This window comes from uncultured Corynebacterium sp., from assembly GCF_945649885.1.
Classification (GTDB): domain Bacteria; phylum Actinomycetota; class Actinomycetes; order Mycobacteriales; family Mycobacteriaceae; genus Corynebacterium.
This window is the reverse complement of the sequence record NZ_CALZFS010000048.1, coordinates 1-19,167: the sequence shown is the minus strand read 5'-3', so window position 1 is coordinate 19,167 and position 19,167 is coordinate 1. Positions and strand designations below refer to the sequence as shown.

Genomic DNA, 19,167 nt, shown 5'->3' with positions numbered 1-19,167 from the left:
TATGTGCTTCGGGAGACTGCTCCGTGACATTGAGGCGGATCGGGTCAACGCATCAACCTGTGGAGGTGACGCTCGACCCGTTGGCGGAACACCCCGACGGGTGGAGTTATTCAGCATCACTACGTTGGAGACTGTCCCTGCTGAGCGCAACCCTGGTTGCCTTCGCAGTAGGACTCATCACCGTCGCCGCCTATTGGACGGTGTCTTCGTCGTTGACCCATTCAGTTGACCGTGCTTTGGAATCCAAAGCCACGGCGATGCTTGAACGTGCACAGGAGCCTGGATTCTATGATCGGCTGGATACTGAGCTCGAGACGATCAAGGCCTATAACAGTGGAATCCGTGTTGCCTTGTCCCCACCCGGTTGGGAATATGTGGTCGGTGACAGTATCGCCCTGCCAGGTGAGCAGATGCTGGACAGGAGCGGGCCCAGTACCGCCATGCTGACCTCAGCTGGTGACCGCATCCTGGTTAAACATGATGAAACCGGGGCCACGATGGTGATCACTCAGGATATGAGCAACACCCACCAGCTGATCACCTCACTCGGAGTGTTGCTCCTGGTCAGCAGTGGCGTGGGGGTGTTGGTGTCAATCCTGGTCGGTTTCACCATTTCCAATGCAGGGTTGAAGCCCTTGGCCAGACTGCAACGTGCGGTGGAGAATATTGCCAAAACTGATGAGCTCCGACCGATTCCTGTCGTGGGCAATGATGAGTTGGCACGTCTGACCGTCAGTTTCAATGAGATGCTCGAGGCACTCCGTGTATCCAGGCTCCGGCAAACACAGCTGGTGGCTGATGCGGGACATGAGTTGAAAACCCCATTGACATCAATGCGCACCAATATTGAGCTGTTGATGATGGCCACCCGCCCTGAGGCTCCGGGGATCTCAGAGCAGGACCGTAGTGATCTGGAACATGATGTCCTGGCTCAGATGGAGGAGATGTCCACCCTGATCGGTGATCTTGTCGACCTTGCCCGCGAGGAGAACATCGATGTTTTTGAAGCCATCGATCTCACTGATGTCCTCGGCAGTGCTTTGGAGCGGGTCCACCGTCGTCGGCACGATGTGGAGATCATCACAAACACGGAGCACTGGTATATCCATGGGGACGGTTTCACGCTGACGCGCGCGTTGGTCAACGTGATGGACAATGCAATGAAGTGGTCACCGGAAAACGGTAAGGTCCGGATCAACATGAAAATTATTGACAGTGCCCATATCCAGATCACCGTGGAGGATTCCGGCCCGGGCATCGCAGTGGAGGAGAGAGACATGGTTTTCGAGCGGTTCTACCGCGCGGTCAAGTCCCGTTCCATGCCGGGATCCGGATTGGGATTGGCCATTGTGCGTCAGGTGGTTGAACGCCATGCAGGTCACATTGAGGTGGGGGACTCTGATGATGGAGGTACTAAGGTCACCATTGTTTTCCCCGGTGCCCAGGACCTGGCACAGCTCAAACCTGCCCGGCAATAAACAGGTACCAAGCTCACAGTAAACGTTCAGAATCGTCGAAGTGGCTGATCAGCCAGGAAGTTCATAATCGAGAGTATGACAAATCCCCACCCCCGCAACAATGATGCACACTCCGACCCCTCAGCAGAGACAAACTCCTTTGAACCTGTACGGAATGCATATCAACCGTGGGGAACTCAAGGTTCCGCCACCACCACCGACACCACAGCAGGAACATCCACCTGGACTAGTTGGGACTCTGAGCCAGACACCGTGGCTCCTGAGAAGGACACAAAACAGAAGAAGACCGTGGGGCTGGGGGCCGCGCTTGCATTGATGCTGGTTGGCTCTGTGGTCACAGGCAGCGTTGTGGGCGTGGCCAGTACCCAATTCGGGTCCAATGACACTGCAGACTTCTCGCCCATAAACTCCCTGGAGCAGCCCAGCATGCAGCGCACCACCAATGCAGAACCGGGGTCTGCAGAGCAGGTCGCGGATCAGGTTCTGCCTTCGGTTGTTTCCATTCAGGCACTGACACAGAACTCCGCCTCGGAGGGCTCTGGGTCGATTATTTCCTCCGATGGTTATGTTATGACCAATAACCATGTGGTGGCAGGTGTGGAACAGAACGGTGTCCTACGGGTGACGATGTCGGATGGTTCCACCATGGAAGCTGATTTCATCGCAGGTGATGTATCGACGGATATCGCCGTGATCAAGATTCGTAATGCCACTGACCTGCCGGTCATCAACTTTGGAGATTCAGATCAGTTGTCCGTGGGACAGGAGGTCATGGCCGTGGGATCGCCACTGGGACTGAGCTCCACGGTGACCACCGGAATCGTTTCTGCGATGAACCGACCAGTGCGTGCCTCAGGTGAGGGTGGGGAGTCCTCGTTGATTGATGCTATCCAGACCGATGCCGCGATCAACCCTGGAAACTCAGGCGGGCCACTGGTGGATATGCACGGCAACCTGATTGGTATGAACTCAGTGATCGCCTCGATTTCATCCAGTGCGGATACCGGCGGCTCCATCGGTCTGGGCTTCGCCATTCCGGCGAACTTCGCCAAAAGGGTTGCCAACCAGCTGATTGACACCGGTGTGGTCACCCAGCCGATGATCGGGGTCTCACTGGCCAACGGCGCCAATGTCAGTGGGGCACTCATCGCCAGTGTTCAGGATGGTGGCCCGGGTGCTGCGGCAGGGCTGGCACCGGGTGATGTGGTGAGTAAACTCAATGACCGTGTCATCGACAGTGCTGATGCATTAATTGCTGCTGTTCGCTCACATGATTTTGGGGATACGGTTATCCTGACAATCACTCAGCAAGATACCTCACAGTCTCGTGAGGTGGAGGTTACCCTCACCAGTGAGTAGTTTTAGGGCAGAACGTTTGTGGAAAACGTCAATCATACGAGTGTGAGCGAGGAACGATGAGTAACGATCCGTTAGGGAATCTTTCTGACGTCATGGAATCACGGAAGTCTCTTCCCAATGTTGAGCCGGATCCGGAATACCTGAAGGCAACGGAGCAGGAAGCAGCCATCATCACTGCCCAGCGCCGTGCACTTGTTGTCCTGGTTAATGATTACTCCGATGAAGAAGCCGCTGATACCGGTCGGTTAGTGACTGAGCTTCTCATTGAATCCGGATTCAATGTGGATGCCACCGTCCGGGTGCGTTCCAAGAAGTCAGAGATCCGTCAGGCGATTGAAACTGCCGTTGTCGGTGGTGCTGATCTGGTTTTGACCGTCGGTGGTGTTGGTGTGGGACCCAGGGATAAGACTCCGGAGGCCACACGCTCTATCTTGGACCAGCTTCTGCCTGGTATTGCCCAAGCACTGCGGTCTTCAGGCATGGCCTGTGGCGCTGTGGATGCCTGTGTCTCCCGTGGTGTGGCAGGTGTGTCTGGTTCCACCGTGGTGGTCAACCTTGCTGATTCCCGTTCAGCGATCAGGGATGGCATGGCTACGCTGTCGCCTCTGGTTCACTATGTGGTGGATCAGATGCAGACCTCTGTTGTCTGAGATTAAAGGGAAGATCTGATAGTGCTCAAGAAGAAACGTCGGAGGGCCTTCAGAGCCTCCACAGCAGGTGATTATGACCGCACGGCTGACAGTCCCACATCGCAGTCGGTGGGGGATGAGACCCGTGATGTGATCCTGGATCCGGAACAGGACGATATGCCCAGTGGTGAGGAATTCTGGAAGGAACAGAAACCACCACACCACGGCTAGCACAAGATGGAATGAAAAAACACCTTCAGTGAACTGAAGGTGTTTTTTATGCGGAGTTGTTACTGGATGTTCTTCTGCTCGCGGAGGAGGTCGCGGATCTCGGTGAGCAGTTCAGCTTCGATGGAGGCTGGGGTCTCTTCTTCCTCAATGACACCCTTGCGCTTGGCCAGCTTCTCATTCAGGGTGTTCATCGGGGCGACGAGCACGAAGTAGACGATGCCAGCGATGATCAGGAAGTTGATCGCGGCAGTGATGACAGCGCCGAAGTCAATGAAGGTGGCCGGATTGTCGGCGAAGATGTGGAAGCCCAGGCCGGACACATCAGCGCCGCCGACGGAGGCGATCAATGGGTTGATGATGTAATCGGAGAAGGCGGTCACGATGGCGGTGAAGGCGGTGCCAATGACGACGGCGACGGCGAGCTCAACAACGTTGCCGCGGAGGATGAAATCTCTGAAACCCTTAAACATATGTGATGCTCCTGATTATCTAGTCGTTGTTCATATTCCTGAAAACAGAATTGAACTGTAGCGGAGAAACCTATATTTCGGATACGGAAGTATTCTTTATTGTGCACGTTCACCGGTGAGGACGACTGCCAATGGAGAATGCAGAGAGGCTGCCGCGACGGTTCTGGCGGTTGTCTCCGGCAGAGCGATCAGAAGAGTACTGGGATCTGAGGTGTTGGCTTCTCCCACCAGAATTACCCTTCCACCTGATGCAATGGTCTGAGCCAGGCCTGTTTCTGGATCCTGGGAGACCACGGAGATGGTGTCCCCGTGGTGGAGAAGCGGGAGGATGGAGGGGTCGGCCAGTTTCAGGGGAACCATATTGAGTTCTTCACTCAGTGGATTGTCTATGTCGTTTATCACAAATGAAGCTATCAGCTCATTTCCCACGAATCTGGGGGCTGTGACGATCTCGCCTGAGGTGATCGTGGAGGCGCTGATCCTTCCCTCAGCGTCAGCAGTGTCGGTGAGTGCCCCCTCGGGCACCAGCTCCGGAGGAATTGCACGCAACTCCATGTCGGTGGAGTGGATGACCGAGCCTGCCTGGATGTCGGTGACAAATACCGCGACCCGAGGATCGGTGCTGAAGAGTGAGTGGATGAATAAAACAGCTGCGAGAAGAAGGAAGAAACCGGCGAGTGTTCTCCGGATGAATAGGGAACGGTGCCAGCCGGGAGTGGTGAGTATGTTTTTCAGCTTCATACCCACTTGGACTGTTTAAGGCTTGCCCAGGTTCCGAACTCCTGCGGGGGTGATGATGATATTCACCGGGAGGTCATGTTCCTCCACCGGGATGTCCTGGCGGATTTCACCGTTGTAGAGCATGGTGAGCGAGGTGGCCTTCACACCGGTGGCCAGTGCACGGTCGTAGTAACCACCTCCCTTGCCCAGGCGATAACCTTCGGGGGTGCAGGCCAGTGCCGGGGCGATGACGAGATCACAAAAGTTCAGGGCTTCAGGGCCTAGCCTGGTGCCTGCGGGCTCCCGGATCCCATATGGGCCGGGTACCAGGCTGGTGGGGCCTTCGTAGAGAGCCCAGTCAAGACGCCCGTCGCTGAGCGACAGTGGCAGCATCACTGCGGGGACCTCGGAGCTTAAGGCGTCGAGAAGCATCCGCCCACCTGGTTCGGTGCGGCTGGGCACATAGGCTGCCACCCGCTGCGGCTGCTTGGATCTCAGGTAATAGGAGATATTCGCGATCAGGGCGGCATTCTCCGTATCGCGGAGATCGTCCGACATGGTGGCGCGTGCCTCTAGAAGCTTCTTGCGCAGGTCGTGCTTGGTCTCGCTCATACTTTCAAGGATATCTGGTATTTCGGGAGGGGTACGCCGATCCCGGGGGTGGGGGCCGGGTAGGGTTATCCCCATGAGTTTGCCAATCGATGAGCACGTGAACGCAGTGAAGACTGTTGTGGTGCCTGCTGCAGGAATGGGAACCCGCTTCCTCCCGGCCACGAAAACCGTGCCCAAGGAACTGCTTCCCGTTGTTGACACCCCCGGTATTGAACTGATTGCCGGTGAGGCTGCTGATCTGGGGGCATCGCGCCTGGCCATCATCACAGCGCCCAATAAGGCGGGGGTTCTCGCCCACTTTGATCGTTTTCTCGAGTTGGAGTCAACACTGGAGGAGCGCGGTAAGACTGACCAGTTGGAGAAGGTCCGCCGGGCTGCCACTCTGATCGAGGCGGTTCCTGTCACCCAGGAACAGCCACTTGGACTGGGGCATGCTGTGGGCCTGGCTGAGTCTGTCCTGGATGATGACGAGGATGTTGTTGCCGTCATGCTTCCGGATGATCTGGTTCTGCCCACCGGAGTGATGGAACGCATGGCGCAGGTGCGTGCTGAGCTCGGTGGCTCCGTGCTGTGTGCAGTGGAGGTTGCCGAGGATGAAGTCAGCAATTATGGCATCTTCCAGGTGGCTCAGGCGGAAGGCGTAGGTGACTCTGACACCAAACGGGTACTGGGCATGGTGGAGAAGCCGGCCCGGGAGGATGCGCCATCCAATCTGGCTGCCACGGGACGTTATCTCCTGGATCGCAGCATCTTCGACGCCCTGCGACGCATCAAGCCGGGTGCAGGTGGAGAGCTCCAGCTGACTGATGCCATTGATCTGCTCATTGAGGAAGGCCACCCGGTGCACATCGTTGTCCACCGCGGAAAGCGTCATGACCTGGGTAATCCCGGTGGTTATATTCCAGCATGTGTGGATTTTGGTCTGTCTCACCCCACATATGGTCCGCAACTCAAGCGAGCTCTCACCCAGATCATGATGGAACATGGTGTGATTGAAGCAAAGGACATTCTTTAAGTCCTTCATCCACACCACAGTCCCCATTATTCTGATAGAGCCGAGAGAACAATTTCAGGCAACAGGTCAGCTATCCCCGTGTGGAGTTATCACTGAACTGACGTAAAATAGCTTGCTGTTCCTGAAGGAGGTCCGTATTGCGATCAGTCGAACAACAGCTGGCCATGGTGTCGCAGGCTGCGGTGGCACCGGAACCGGTCCGCATCGCCATTGCTGAGGCACTCGGTTTGATGTGCGCGGAAGATGTCCAGGCGAGCCGCGCACTGCCTGGTTTCGCCCAGGCTGCGATTGACGGCTATGCGGTCCGTGCGGTGGATGTCGGTGGCGAGCGGTCGCTGAGCCGCGAGATCCCTGTGGCACCACCGGAGAAATCACTGCCGGTGGTGGGCGAGGTTGCCGCGGGGTCCCAGCAACCCCTGCGACTCCAGCCTAAGCAGGCGGTGCGCGTTCAGACCGGCGCGCCACTGCCCACGCTTGCCGACGCCGTCCTGCCCCTGGCCTGGAGCGACCGCGGACGTAAGCGTGTCACCGCCCAACGCCCAGTCCGCTCCGGGGAATTCGTGCGCAAAGAAGGCGATGACATCCAACCGGGTGACCTCGCCGTCAGCTCCGGTGCGGTTCTCGGTCCTGCCCAGATCGGTCTTCTAGCAGCTGTGGGACGCTCCAAGGTATTGGTTTATCCGCGTCCTCGTATGTCAGTGATCTCCGTCGGTCCGGAACTGGTGGATATTGACCGCCAGCCGGGACTTGGCCAGGTCTATGATGTGAACTCCTATTCACTGGCTGCTGCCGGTAGGGAGGCAGGTGCTGATGTCTACCGTTATGGCATCGCCGCGGGTGAACCACGTCGCATCAAGGAGATCATTGAATCCCAGTTGCTGCGTGCGGAGATTATCGTCATCGCCGGTGCCGTCGGTGGTTCCTCATCAGAGGGGGTGCGTGATGTGCTCCGGGAACTCGGTGAGATCGATACCGAACGTGTCGCCATGCATCCGGGATCAGTACAAGGCTTTGGTCTGCTGGGGGAAAACCGTGTCCCGGTGTTCCTCCTACCTTCCAACCCCCTGGCCTCCCTGGTGATCTTTGAAACCTTCGTGCGCCCGCTGGTCCGGCTCACCCTGGGCAAGTCCAATGCCAACCGTCGTGTTGTCCGCGCCCGCGCCCTGAACCATGTGGCCTCGGTTGCAGGCCGCAAAGGGTTCATCCGTTCCCGCCTCATGCGTGATGCGGAGACCCAGGACTACCTGGCGGAGGCACTCGGTGGTGCCACGGGTGCTCCCTCACATCTGCTGGCGGGGCTGTCCGAAGCCAATGCCATGATCAGAATCCCGGAAGATGTCACGGAGATCCGACCAGGCGATGTGGTTGATGTCATCTTCCTCGCCCAGGGCCGATGAGCACCGGGTTGATGAAGGTGATTGGCGTGTTGTCCGGAAAAACAGAAGGGGAGCGACCACATATGGTGCATCCCGGATGGCCGGAGAGCACGCCGTACGTCACTCTCCCCGCAGGCGGTCAGCTCCGTCTGAGGCCACTCAAACGGGGTGATTTCCGGGCCTGGTCTGATCTGCGCATGCGGGATGAGGGGCATCTGCGCCCGGTGGAACCTACCGTGCCCGGCTCCTGGAGTGAGGCGCATTCCCGCATGGCCTGGTGGGAAAGCATCACCTACCTGCGTAAAGCTGCCCGTCAGGGGTTGCTTGTTCCGCTGGTCATTGAGCTAGATGGCCGTTTCATTGGTCAGTTGACCATCGGAAATATTCAGCATGGGGGCATCTCTGATGCCTGGATCGGCTATTGGGTCTACAGCGGGGTGACCGGCAGAGGAATGGCCACCGCCGCCTGCTCCCTGGGCGTGGACCATGCTTTTCGACGCATCGGTCTGCACCGGCTCACCGCCACCTTCCTGCCCAGCAATCCAGCATCCGGACGTGTGCTTTCCCACAGCGGATTCCGGGAGGAGGGTTATTTCCTCCGCAACCTCCACATCAACGGCCGCTGGATGGATCACCATTATGTGGCATTGTTGGCAGATGAGTATCCTTCAACAGCTGTGGAGCGTCTCAAACAGGCTGGGCGTTTGAGACCATGATTTTCGGCGTGGCAGTCATGACAGATCAGTCACACCCGTTACTCTCATAATTGTTTAGAACATGCACCCGTCTCTGGAAGGTTTGGTGCTTTAAGTGTCCGGAACCGTATTGATCGGCCTGATCGTGGTGGTGTGGCTTGTCGTGCTCGCACCACTGCTTCTTCGTGGCCAGAAACCAATCCGAAAGGCTGGTGAAGCCTTCGATGAAACACGCATCATCTTGGAGGGCGGCAGCAGCGTCCCGGTGCGTCGTCGCCCTCGCTTAGCTGGGGAAAGTGACGATGCTGATGATGAGATCCGGGATGAGGAACACCTGGACGATGATTATGAGATCGTCGATTCCCCCAGCATCTTCCGCCACCGACGCGAGGATGTGGACGAGGATACTGACGGTGTGGAGCACGATGCTCCGGAGTCCCCGGAGGTGGAGCCTTCCCCAGAAACGCGGGTGGCGGCAGCCGCTAACTCAGACCATCTCGTGGTCACTGCCCTGGATGAGGATCTTGACACCATCGCTGACACCGAACTGGTGGATGTAGACGATGATGAAGCCGAGGTAGAGGTTGTCAATGATGCTTCTGCCCCTGCAAGCATCGAGATCATCGAAGAGTGGAATGAAGAAGACCACTATCCGATGGATGACAGCTTCACCAGGCCACTTGATCTGATGCATCATGAGGAACGTTCCCGCGCGATTGCTGAATACCAGCAAGCCCGGGAGGCCGCGGATGCTGAGACCGCAGGCAATACCTCTGATGATGAGGACTCTGGTGAACTGACCCAAGCGGATGTTGAGTTCGCCCAACGCCGCCGGGGCCGTGGCTACTATGATCCAGAGGCCGACCGCGAATTCGCCCAGAGTCAGTACATCCGCCGCCAGCGCACCCTGCTGGGACTTGGCGTGGGTGTACTTGTCACTGTCATTCTCGGTTTTGTCTTCGGTGGTGGACTGTGGGCACTGGCCGCGGTTACCGCTGCTGCGACCGCTGTCTACCTGATTGCCTTGCGCAGCCAGGTCCGTGCAGAAAATGAGTTGCGTGCCCGCAGGATCCGTCGCCTGCGCAGGTCTCGGATGGGTGTCCGCCAGCTGGAGGATCATCCTCAGCGTCTGCGTCGTCCGGGTGCCGTGGTATTGGAGTTGGATGATGAAAGCCCTGATTTCGAGGGGCTGGACACCACCTACCTTCCTGTGGAGCAACATGAGGATCGTTATCAGCCCCAGCGCACCCGTCGTGTGAGCTGATGAAAATATAAATATTTGGTTAGCCCAGTCCTGGTTCCGCAGGTAGAGTGACACGCTATGGCTCAAGCTCTCTCCCGCGGAACCAGGATTTTTGCCTTTCTAGCCGTCCTCGTGGCGGCTTTGAATCTTCGTACCGCCATTGTCTCGGTCGGCGCGGTGTTGGATGACATCATCGTGGCTTTTGACGCCAGTGAAACGGTGGCGGGCATCATCACCGCGATTCCTGGCCTGGCCTTTGCCATCTTCGGTGTGGGGGCTGTCCCCCTGGCACGGAAGATAGGGTTGTCCGGTGCGCTGAGCACCGGCATGATCATCGGACTCATCGGTTTGGCAGTCCGGCCGTGGGTGGGGGACATCTGGAGTTTCATCTTCCTCACCGGTCTGGTGGTCATCGGTATCGCTGTGGCCAATGTGCTGCTTCCTGCGTGGGTCAAGATGCATGGTGCTAAGAACACTGTTGCCCTGATGACGGTCTACACCACCCTCCTGGGCGTGGGGTCCACACTGGGCCCACTATCCTCCCTGCTCTTTAACGGAGAGGGGGCCTGGCGCTGGAGTATCTTCGTGTGGGCCTTCTTCGGCCTGGCACAGGTGGTCATCTGGCTACCCATGTGGGCGAAGAAGCGTTATGACTTCCCGGCAGCGACAGTGCAGGCTGGGACCCGTGGCAAGATCTGGACTTCGCCCACAGCCCTGTTCATCATGCTGTTTTTCGGTCTGCAGTCCATGAACGCCTATATCCAGATGGGCTGGTTGCCCAAGATCTACGTGGACAGTGGTGTCAGCCCTGCCAATGCCTCCATCAGCCTGGCCATCCTGGGTGTCTGGGGCATCATCGGTGGCGTCATCATGCCCACGGTGATCGCCCGCACCCCAGATCAGAAACTAGTGCGCTTGCCCGTGCTCTTTGCCTCCGCCATGCTCATCGGTTATCTGGGAACCTGGTTCTTCCCGGCACAGGGGTGGTGGCTGTGGTCGATATTCCTCGGCATGGGGGCGTTGTGTTTCCCCATGGCCATCGCCTTGATTCCGGCACGTACCCGTGATCCCCGTGTCACAGCCAGCCTGTCGGGTTTCGCCCAGCCGGTGGGTTATCTCTTGGCGGCTCTGGGACCGTTGGTGGTGGGGGGATTGTTTGAGGTCTTCGGATCCTGGGATCCGATCCTGGCGGTCTTGTCGGTGGGCACCATTATTCTGGGGGCGGTGGGTTATCGTGCTGCCAGGAACCGGATGGTTGATGATGAGTTGGAAAATGGGGCTTCCACGGAGCAGTCGGCACCAATGGTGCCCGGCGCCTGAGGTAACCTGTCAATCATGGATAAACCGGTCGTGAGGGACGCAGCCCTGCTGCTATTTCGCGTTGTGCTCGGACTGACCTTCGTGGCGCATGGGTGGGAGAAGCTGTTCATCAGTGGGGTCACCAGCACCACGGGGCAGTTTTCTGCCTGGGGAGTGCCACAGCCGGCACTGTCGGTGTGGATCACCTCGATTGCTGAACTCCTCGGTGGGGCGTTCCTGGTGGTGGGGCTGCTCACCACCTTCATCGCGGGTGCGTTGGCGCTGCTGATGGTGGCGGCGGTCTATTTCGTGCATCTGAGCAATGGTTTCTTCGTCTCGGATAATGGTGTGGAGTACCCCCTGCTCATCATCATGGCGTTGTTGATGATCGTGGTGTTTGGTTCCGGCAGGGCCAGCATTGACGGGGCACTGACACGTGGTTGATTGTGATGCCGTCCAGGGTGCGTTGTCCGCGCGTCTGGATGGGGAGCCGTCGGGCATGGAGGACACCATCATTGATGCGCACCTGGCGCACTGTGAGGAATGCCGGACCTTCTACGATCAGGCCGCGGCACTGAACCGTCAGCTCAACTTCTGTGTGGCAGAACCTCGAAGCCTGGTACCACCGGATCTCTCTGAGATCATCTTGGCGGAGGTGGAACCGCAGTGGCGTCGCAGTGCGACCACCCGCCTCATCGCCAGCACGGTGTTAAGAGTGCTGCTGGTGGTGCTGGGTGCGGTGTACACCGTGTGGGCGGTGTCCATGCTGGGGGACACGGCGTCGATAAGTATGCAGGAGGATCCGTTGACCACCAGCCTCATCGGTGAGGCCGCAACCTTCCGCCTGGGGTTGGCGGTTGGTTTGTTCTTCGCGGCGTGGAAGCCGTCGATCATCACAGGTATGCTGCCGATCTTTGGTGCGCTGTGGACCTTCAGTCTGGGTTTTGCGGCACGTGATCTGGTGTTTGAGGTTGCTGATTCCACCACGGCCTCCACGATTGTGCTGTTGTTGATCTCCGCGGTGGTGTTGGGACTGACCTGGCTGAATCACCTGGGTGCAGGAGTGTTACGTCGGACCTGGGGTTCCATCAGCGCATCACCATCCTGACTAGGCTTGGGGGCATGAGCTTTGCTGAACATGCAATCATCTGGCAGGTCTATCCGCTGGGGGCCACCGGTGCACCGATCCGGCCCGAGGAACCTCAGGAGTTGACCCACCGGTTACCCACCCTGGAAAAATGGCTGGACTATGTCCTTGAACTCGGCTGCAATGCCATGTTGCTGGGGCCGGTGTTCGCCTCCGACACCCACGGCTATGACACCTTGGACTTCTTCCGGGTGGATCCTCGACTGGGTGATGAGTCAGACCTGGAAGCGCTCATCACCGCGGCTGAGCAGCGGGGCATCGGGGTGCTTTTCGACGGCGTATTCAACCACGTCTCCCGCAACTCTTCATATGCTTCCCTGACCACTGGTGATGCCTTTGAGGGCCATGACGCCCTGGCAGAACTGGACCACTCCCATGAAGAGGTGGTGGACCTGGTGGTCGAGGTGATGAATCACTGGCTGGACCGCGGTATCGCAGGCTGGCGCCTGGATGCCGTCTACGCCATCGATCCTTCCTTCTGGCAGAAGGTGCTGCCACGAGTACGTGAACAGCACCCTGATGCCTGGATCCTCGGTGAGATGATCCATGGTGATTACGCCAGCTATGTGGAGGCATCCGGTATTGATTCTGTGACCCAGTATGAGCTGTGGAAAGCCATCTGGAGCAGCCTGAAGGAGGAGAATTTCTTCGAGCTGGAGTGGACCCTGGGGCGCCATAATGATTTCCTTGAGCACTTTGTGCCCCAGACTTTTGTGAGCAATCACGATGTCACCCGCATTGCCACGCAGGTGGGACAGGACAAGGCTGCCCTGGCGGCAGTGGTGTTGTTCACCATAGGTGGCACACCTAGCATTTATTACGGCGATGAGCAGGGCGTCATGGGTGTGAAAGAGGAACGCATCGGTGGCGATGATGAGATTCGCCCACCCCTGCCTGATCAGTACTCACCACTGGGGGAGTGGATGCACCGGATCTACCATGACCTCATCGCCATCCGTCGCACCCACCCCTGGCTGCATACAGCGCGTACCGAGGTGGAGGATATTGAGAACACCCGGATCACCTACCGCTCCTTTGATGTGGATACCGGCAGGTGGGTGCGGGTGAAGTTGAACAGTGAGAATCCGGCCTTTGAAATCACCGACCATAGCGGCGGGGAGTTTTCTTGGGTGGCTGCGGGATAGATGTTGGGCGGTGCGGAGCACTTCCTTCACAACCCAAGTTCTCTTGAAAACTCTCCGGTAGGTTAACGCCAGCTGGGCAGCCACATGAGGGATTCATAGACAGAATCCGGAACGATATAGCCGTAGAGGATCGGGGAGAACACCAGGAACATGGTCACCACCAGCGCCACATAGGACACCACCGCCATGGATCCGGTGGTCAGACCGTTTTTCAGTATCCGGCCCTGTTGCCAGAGTTCACCGCAGGTCAGGGCGAGCAGAACCACCAGGAACGGGGCGAGGGCGGCGGCGTAGAAGAAGTACATCTGGCGGTCATAGGCAGCCAGCCAGGGCAAGAAACCGGCGGCGAAGGCCACCAGTGGGATGATGTAGGCACGTTGTTTGCGGATGAACAGGGACCAGCAGGCCCACAGGATTACCGGTACGGTCAGCCACCAGATCGCAGGGGTACCGAAAAGATAGATCATTTTGCGACAGGGGCCACCCACGGTGCAGTCAATATCGGTGGAGGAGAAGTAGAGGATGGGGCGTCCTGCCACCAACCAGGACCAGGGTTTGGAATCCCAGGGGTGACTGTGCCCGCCTGAGGTGGTCAGGGATCCGTGGAATTCCAGGACACTGAGGTGGTAGTACAACCAGCCGGCGATGGCATCAGGCAGGGATGAGAGAAAGGAATCACTGTCGATGGTGCCGTCGGTGTTGGCATGGCGGTAGACGGAGGTTTCTGAGGCGAACCAGGCGCGCCAGCTCCAGATGTATAGCAGGGCGGGGATGAGTACCAGGGAAGCCAGTGCGGGCACCACATCCCGGAGCCAGGTGCCCATGACGTAGCGTCGGACACCGTAGGACTTGCGCAGCCACAAGTCCAGGAAGGCGCTGGCCAGGCCGAAGAAGGCAATGTAATACAATCCTGACCATTTCACCGACAGAGCCAGTCCGAGGAAGACTCCGGTGGTGAAGCGCCACCAGCGGAATCCGAGGCGGGGACCGAAATCGCTGTCGCCCACACCGGCCTCATCAAGACGTTGATGCATCTGTTGGCGGTCGCGGATGAAGGCCCAGGCTGCGGCGGTGATGAAGAAGACCTGGAAGATGTCCAGCATGCCGAAGCGGGAGGAGACCAGGAGGACCCCGTCTGCGGTGGCGATGATGCCGGCGATGAAGGTCACCACGGTGGAACCGCTGAGACGACGGGTCAGGGCCATGATGCCCAGAACAGTCAGGGTGCCAAACAGTGCGACCATGACGCGCCACCCCAGGGGAGAATAGCCGAAGACCATTTCACCCAGCGCGGTGATCTGCTTGGCCAGGGGCGGGTGTACCACCAGTCCGAAACCAGGGTTGGATTCAATACCACCTGTGAGGGGATTGATCCATGACCGCACCATGTCCCAGGCCTGTGGCACGTAGTGTTTCTCATCGAAGACCGGGGTACCGGAGGAGGTGGCGCTGCTCAGCCCGATGAAGCGGGTCAGGGTCGCGAAAAAAGCGATGATGCACCAGGTCAGGGTGTCCTGTGGTGTCCATCGAAACGTCGGCGGCGCAGGGGGACGGGTACCGGCGAACATACCCTGATCCCGCACCTGATTACGAACAGGTAGGGCTTGGCTCACCCGGTTGATTGTAGAGCTTCGGCCGGAGTTTGTGGGAAGCTGGGGTAATGGATCTTGCTGAATCGACCTTGCCCCTCGGAATCATTGTTGCTGCCACGCCCCTGGGCAATATCGGGGATGCCTCCCCGCGCCTGGTGCATGCCCTAGAAAATGCCACTGTGGTCGCCGCTGAGGACACCCGACGCACAGCGTCTTTAGCTGCTGCACTCGGCGTGGAGATCACAGGCCAGCTGGTGTCCAACTTTGACCATAATGAGGAGTCCCGTGTGGGGCGTCTGATTGAGTCTGCGCGCACCGGCACCGTGTTGATTGTCAGTGATGCCGGAATGCCGGTGGTCTCTGATCCTGGTTTTGCCCTCATCGATGCTGCCCATGATGCCGGCATTCCGGTGACCTGTTTCCCCGGGCCTTCTGCGGTGCCCACGGCACTGGCCCTGTCAGGCCTTCACGTGGGGCGTTTCGCCTTTGATGGTTTCGCCCCGCGTAAACACGGTGCGCGGGTCACCTGGTTTGAGAGCCTGAAGACTGAGCAGCGGGCGGTGTGCTTCTTTGAGTCACCCCACCGGATTGCGGAGACGCTTGCCGACGCCGCCGCGGTCCTCGGTGACAGGCGTGCTGCGGTGTGCCGCGAGTTGTCCAAGACCTATGAGGAGGTCCGTCGTGGCACCCTGCCGGAACTGGCCGAATGGGCCAGCGATGGGGTGCGGGGTGAGATCACCGTGGTCATTGAAGGCGCAGGTGATGTCAAGGCTGATGTTGAGTCCCTGGTGAAGGTGGCACAACAACGCGTGGATGATGGTGAACGCCTCAAGGCGGTGTGCGCGGACATGGCTAAAACCCATGGGGTGAGTAAAAATGAGCTCTATGATGCCGTGATTTCAGCTCGAGAATAAAATCGTTATATCTTTGTGACCGCCCTGTGTGGAAAGGGGAGTTGGTCTGCAGAGAGAGGGCATCACGGAATGATAAAATGCTAGGTCATAGGCCTGATTCCGGGGTGCTGCCAGGTTCTGGGGGCTTGCTTCCCAGCTGATTCCAAACCAAGGTGTGTTCCATGACTACACCTGACCCAAATTTGGATAAGCCTCTGGTGGGAGATGAGATCGAGCAGCTCACCGCCACGGAAGAGCTCGCGGGACTGCTGAAAACTCCCGGTGACATCGGAGGACAGGTGGCTGATTCTGAGCCTGAAATTGTCCTTCAGGGCGAGAGCACTGATGCCAAACTGCAGTGGGCCGTCATCCTCCCTGCACTTGCGGTAGTTCTTGGAGCCGTGGTGTGGGGTATCGGCTTCCCCGATAGCTTCTCCGATTTCGCTGGATCCGCCCTGAGCTTTGTGGTGAGCAACCTCGGTTGGGCATTCATCCTCTTCGGTACCGTATTTGTGTTCTTCGCCATTGCGATTGCAGCCAGTAAATTCGGCCAGATCAAACTCGGCCATATCGATGAAGCACCGGAGTTCCGGACGATCTCCTGGATTTCCATGATGTTCGCTGCCGGCATGGGCATTGGACTGATGTTCTATGGCACCTCGGAGCCACTGACCTTCTACCGCACTGGCGTGCCTGGCCACCAGCCCAATGAAGTCGGTACGGCGATGTCTTCCACATTGTTCCACTGGACTCTGCACCCCTGGGCGATCTATGCCATCGTGGGGCTGGCCATCGCCTATTCCACCTTCCGCGTGGGACGTAAACAGCTGCTCAGTTCCGCCTTCGTACCGCTCATCGGACAAAAAGGTGCTGATGGCTGGTTGGGCAAGCTGGTGGACATCCTCGCGATCATCGCCACGGTCTTCGGCACCGCCTGCTCCCTGGGGCTGGGCGCACTGCAGATCGGTGCGGGTCTCTCTGCCGCCAACATCATCGACAACCCCGGCCAGTGGACCATCGTGGGCATTGTCTCCATCCTGACCCTGGCGTTCATCCTGTCTGCCATCTCTGGAGTGGGCAAGGGAATCCAGTACCTATCCAACTTCAACATGGTGCTGGCAGCTCTGCTGGCTGTGTTCGTCTTCGTCATCGGACCAACCGTGTCTGTGCTGAACCTGATTCCGGGTTCAATCGGTAACTACTTCTCCAGCTTCTTCGAGATGGCTGGACGCACCGCCATGAGTGCTGATGGCACTGCCGGTGAATGGCTGGGTGGCTGGACCATCTTCTACTGGGCATGGTGGATCTCCTGGTCACCATTCGTGGGCATGTTCCTGGCACGTATCTCCCGTGGCCGCAGTATCCGTGAGTTCATTCTTGGGGTTATGCTCGTGCCTGCCGGTGTGTCCACCATCTGGTTCTCAATCTTCGGTGGCACCGCCATCGTCCTGGAGCAAAACGGTGAATCCATCTGGGGAACCGGATCTGCAGAAGAGCAGCTCTTCAGCCTCCTCCAGTCACTGCCGGGGGGCGGGATCATGGCGATCGTGGCCATGATTCTGCTGAGTAGTTTCTTTATCACCTCCGCCGACTCTGCATCCACCGTGATGGGGTCCATGAGTCAGAACGGTCAGCTGGATGCCAATAAGTGGGTATCTGCCGCATGGGGGCTTGCCACCGCAGCCATTGGTCTGACTCTGCTGGTATCCGGCGGTGACTCCGCGCTGAACAACCTGCAGAACGTCACCATCGTGGCCGCCACCCCATTCCTGTTCGTCATCATCGGCCTGATGTTTGCCATCCTCAAGGATCTTCGCAATGACGTGATCTACTTGGAATACCGTGAACAGCAGAAGTTCAGCGCACGTCTGGCACGTGAGCGTCGCGTGCACGCTGAGCACCAGCGACGCATCGAACTCAGCCGTCGTAAGCGGGAGCGTCAGGCCAACCGCACGACCAAGCGTCGTTAAGGCTCACCTGGATACGGCCTTTGTCACCGCTATAAATTAAGGTGGTACCCATGACGAAGAACGTGCTCGTATCTGTTGCCTGGCCCTACGCCAACGGACCCCGCCACATTGGACATGTGGCGGGGTTCGGTGTCCCCTCTGACGTATTTGCACGGTTCCAACGAATGCGTGGCAACAATGTGCTCATGGTGTCCGGCACCGATGAGCACGGTACTCCACTTCTGGTGCAGGCCGACAAGGAAGGCGTCACGGTTCAGGAGCTGGCGGATAAGTACAACCGTCAGATCGTCGAAGACCTGACCGGACTTGGACTGTCCTATGACCTGTTCACCCGCACCACAACCTCCAACCACTACGCCGTGGTGCAGGAACTCTTCCGCGGTCTCTACGACAACGGGTACATGATCAAGGAAACCACCCCCGGTGCGATCTCCCCATCCACCGGCCGCACCCTGCCGGACCGCTACATTGAGGGCACCTGCCCGATCTGTCAGGCCGACGGCGCCCGCGGCGACCAGTGCGACAACTGCGGTAACCAGCTTGACCCGGCAGACCTGATCAACCCGGTCTCCAAGATCAACGGCGAAACCCCGGACTTCGTGGAAACCGAGCACTTCCTGCTCGACCTGCCGGCACTGGCGGAATCCCTGACCGAATGGCTCAAGGGCCGTGAGGACTGGCGCCCGAATGTGCTGAAGTTCTCCCTCAACCTGCTTGATGATATCCGCCCCCGTGCCATGACCCGCGACATCGACTGGGGCATCCCGATCCCGGTGGAAGGCTGGCAGGACAATAACGCCAAGAAGCTCTACGTCTGGTTCGACGCCGTGGTGGGCTACCTGTCCGCCTCCATCGAATGGGCTTACCGCACCGGCAACCCTGAAGCATGGCGCACCTTTTGGAATGATCCAGAGACCGCATCCTTCTACTTCATGGGCAAGGACAACATCACCTTCCACTCCCAGATCTGGCCAGCCGAACTGCTCGGTTACGCCGGCAAGGGCTCCCGCGGGGGAGAGATCGGTGACCTGGGGGAACTGAACCTGCCCACCGAGGTTGTCTCTTCCGAGTTCCTGACCATGTCCGGATCCAAGTTCTCCTCATCCAAGGGGGTTGTCATCTATGTCAAGGACTTCCTCAAGGAGTTCGGCCCCGACGCGCTGCGCTACTTCATCGCCGTTGCCGGCCCGGAGAACAATGACACCGACTTCACCTGGGATGAGTTTGTCCGTCGCGTGAACAATGAGTTGGCCAATGGCTGGGGCAATCTGGTCAACCGCACCGTGTCCATGG

At 58.4% G+C, this 19,167-nt stretch carries 19 protein-coding genes; 15 read left to right on the top strand and 4 right to left on the bottom strand.

Translation table 11 applies throughout. From position 1 onward, the window contains the following. The first annotated feature begins 23 nt into the window (after nt 1-23). The 4 genes from Q0M74_RS06955 to Q0M74_RS06940 all read left to right on the top strand — a co-directional run bounded on the left by Q0M74_RS06955 (nt 24) and on the right by Q0M74_RS06940 (nt 3,697). Nucleotides 24-1,478 carry a HAMP domain-containing sensor histidine kinase gene (locus tag Q0M74_RS06955; RefSeq protein ID WP_293952810.1) on the top strand — a complete coding sequence of 485 codons (1,455 nt, stop codon included), beginning with the start codon at nt 24-26 and terminating at the stop codon, nt 1,476-1,478. Nucleotides 1,479-1,553: 75 nt separating this feature from the next. Next, complete coding sequence (locus tag Q0M74_RS06950) at nt 1,554-2,837, top strand: S1C family serine protease (RefSeq protein ID WP_293952808.1); 1,284 nt, start codon at nt 1,554-1,556, stop codon at nt 2,835-2,837. A gap of 56 nt (nt 2,838-2,893) precedes the next feature. Beyond that, entirely contained in the window at nt 2,894-3,487 is a 594-nt protein-coding gene (locus tag Q0M74_RS06945; RefSeq protein WP_293952806.1) for a molybdenum cofactor biosynthesis protein B, read from the top strand. Nucleotides 3,488-3,508: 21 nt separating this feature from the next. Further along, nucleotides 3,509-3,697: a hypothetical protein gene (locus Q0M74_RS06940; protein WP_293952804.1), complete on the top strand. Its 189-nt coding sequence runs from the start codon at nt 3,509-3,511 to the stop codon at nt 3,695-3,697. 59 nt (nt 3,698-3,756) lie between these two features. Here the strand turns inward: Q0M74_RS06940 and mscL are convergent, their stop codons facing one another. From mscL to Q0M74_RS06925, 3 genes are all read right to left on the bottom strand, one after another. Continuing rightward, nucleotides 3,757-4,167: a large conductance mechanosensitive channel protein MscL gene (mscL, locus tag Q0M74_RS06935; protein WP_293952801.1), complete on the bottom strand. Its 411-nt coding sequence runs from the start codon at nt 4,165-4,167 to the stop codon at nt 3,757-3,759. Between the two features lie 96 nt (nt 4,168-4,263). Further along, complete coding sequence (locus Q0M74_RS06930; RefSeq protein ID WP_293952799.1) at nt 4,264-4,908, bottom strand: SAF domain-containing protein; 645 nt, start codon at nt 4,906-4,908, stop codon at nt 4,264-4,266. 15 nt (nt 4,909-4,923) lie between these two features. Further along, on the bottom strand, nt 4,924-5,499 hold the full coding sequence (locus Q0M74_RS06925) for a 5-formyltetrahydrofolate cyclo-ligase (RefSeq protein WP_293952797.1): 576 nt from the start codon (nt 5,497-5,499) through the stop codon (nt 4,924-4,926). A gap of 73 nt (nt 5,500-5,572) precedes the next feature. On the opposite strand from Q0M74_RS06925, the gene Q0M74_RS06920 reads away from it, so the two are divergent. The 8 genes from Q0M74_RS06920 (at nt 5,573) to Q0M74_RS06885 (ending at nt 13,419) form a co-directional block, all read left to right on the top strand. After that, nucleotides 5,573-6,514, top strand: coding sequence for a UTP--glucose-1-phosphate uridylyltransferase (locus tag Q0M74_RS06920; protein WP_293952794.1), 942 nt, complete (start codon nt 5,573-5,575; stop codon nt 6,512-6,514). Between the two features lie 137 nt (nt 6,515-6,651). Next, entirely contained in the window at nt 6,652-7,911 is a 1,260-nt protein-coding gene (gene glp / locus Q0M74_RS06915; RefSeq protein WP_293952792.1) for a gephyrin-like molybdotransferase Glp, read from the top strand. Between the two features lie 62 nt (nt 7,912-7,973). Beyond that, on the top strand, nt 7,974-8,606 hold the full coding sequence (locus tag Q0M74_RS06910; protein WP_293952790.1) for a GNAT family N-acetyltransferase: 633 nt from the start codon (nt 7,974-7,976) through the stop codon (nt 8,604-8,606). Between the two features lie 94 nt (nt 8,607-8,700). Then, nucleotides 8,701-9,849 carry a gephyrin-like molybdotransferase receptor GlpR gene (gene glpR, locus Q0M74_RS06905; RefSeq protein ID WP_293952788.1) on the top strand — a complete coding sequence of 383 codons (1,149 nt, stop codon included), beginning with the start codon at nt 8,701-8,703 and terminating at the stop codon, nt 9,847-9,849. 57 nt (nt 9,850-9,906) lie between these two features. Then, on the top strand, nt 9,907-11,148 hold the full coding sequence (locus tag Q0M74_RS06900; RefSeq protein ID WP_293952786.1) for an MFS transporter: 1,242 nt from the start codon (nt 9,907-9,909) through the stop codon (nt 11,146-11,148). 15 nt (nt 11,149-11,163) lie between these two features. Further along, nucleotides 11,164-11,571 carry a DoxX family protein gene (locus Q0M74_RS06895; RefSeq protein ID WP_293952784.1) on the top strand — a complete coding sequence of 136 codons (408 nt, stop codon included), beginning with the start codon at nt 11,164-11,166 and terminating at the stop codon, nt 11,569-11,571. Further along, on the top strand, nt 11,564-12,235 hold the full coding sequence (locus Q0M74_RS06890) for a zf-HC2 domain-containing protein (protein ID WP_293952782.1): 672 nt from the start codon (nt 11,564-11,566) through the stop codon (nt 12,233-12,235). Before Q0M74_RS06895 ends, Q0M74_RS06890 begins: the two co-directional genes overlap by 8 nt. Before the next feature lie 14 nt (nt 12,236-12,249). Continuing rightward, nucleotides 12,250-13,419, top strand: a complete 1,170-nt coding sequence (locus tag Q0M74_RS06885; RefSeq protein WP_293952780.1) for an alpha-amylase family protein — start codon at nt 12,250-12,252, stop codon at nt 13,417-13,419. A 62-nt stretch (nt 13,420-13,481) separates the two neighbouring features. On the opposite strand, the gene Q0M74_RS06880 is transcribed toward Q0M74_RS06885, so the two are convergent. Continuing rightward, nucleotides 13,482-15,032 (bottom strand): dolichyl-phosphate-mannose--protein mannosyltransferase, encoded by a 1,551-nt coding sequence (locus Q0M74_RS06880; protein WP_293952778.1) that lies wholly within the window; start codon nt 15,030-15,032, stop codon nt 13,482-13,484. A gap of 47 nt (nt 15,033-15,079) precedes the next feature. Here Q0M74_RS06880 and rsmI point away from each other — a divergent pair, with 47 nt between their 5' ends. The 3 genes from rsmI to metG all read left to right on the top strand — a co-directional run. After that, nucleotides 15,080-15,925 carry a 16S rRNA (cytidine(1402)-2'-O)-methyltransferase gene (gene rsmI, locus Q0M74_RS06875; protein ID WP_293952775.1) on the top strand — a complete coding sequence of 282 codons (846 nt, stop codon included), beginning with the start codon at nt 15,080-15,082 and terminating at the stop codon, nt 15,923-15,925. Between the two features lie 161 nt (nt 15,926-16,086). After that, the gene (gene betP, locus Q0M74_RS06870) at nt 16,087-17,874 is read left to right on the top strand and encodes a glycine betaine transporter BetP (protein ID WP_293952772.1); all 1,788 of its coding nucleotides are present in this window, start codon (nt 16,087-16,089) and stop codon (nt 17,872-17,874) included. 50 nt (nt 17,875-17,924) lie between these two features. Next, nucleotides 17,925-19,167 (top strand): methionine--tRNA ligase (metG, locus tag Q0M74_RS06865; protein WP_293952770.1); only part of this gene is annotated, 1,243 nt, incomplete at its 3' end.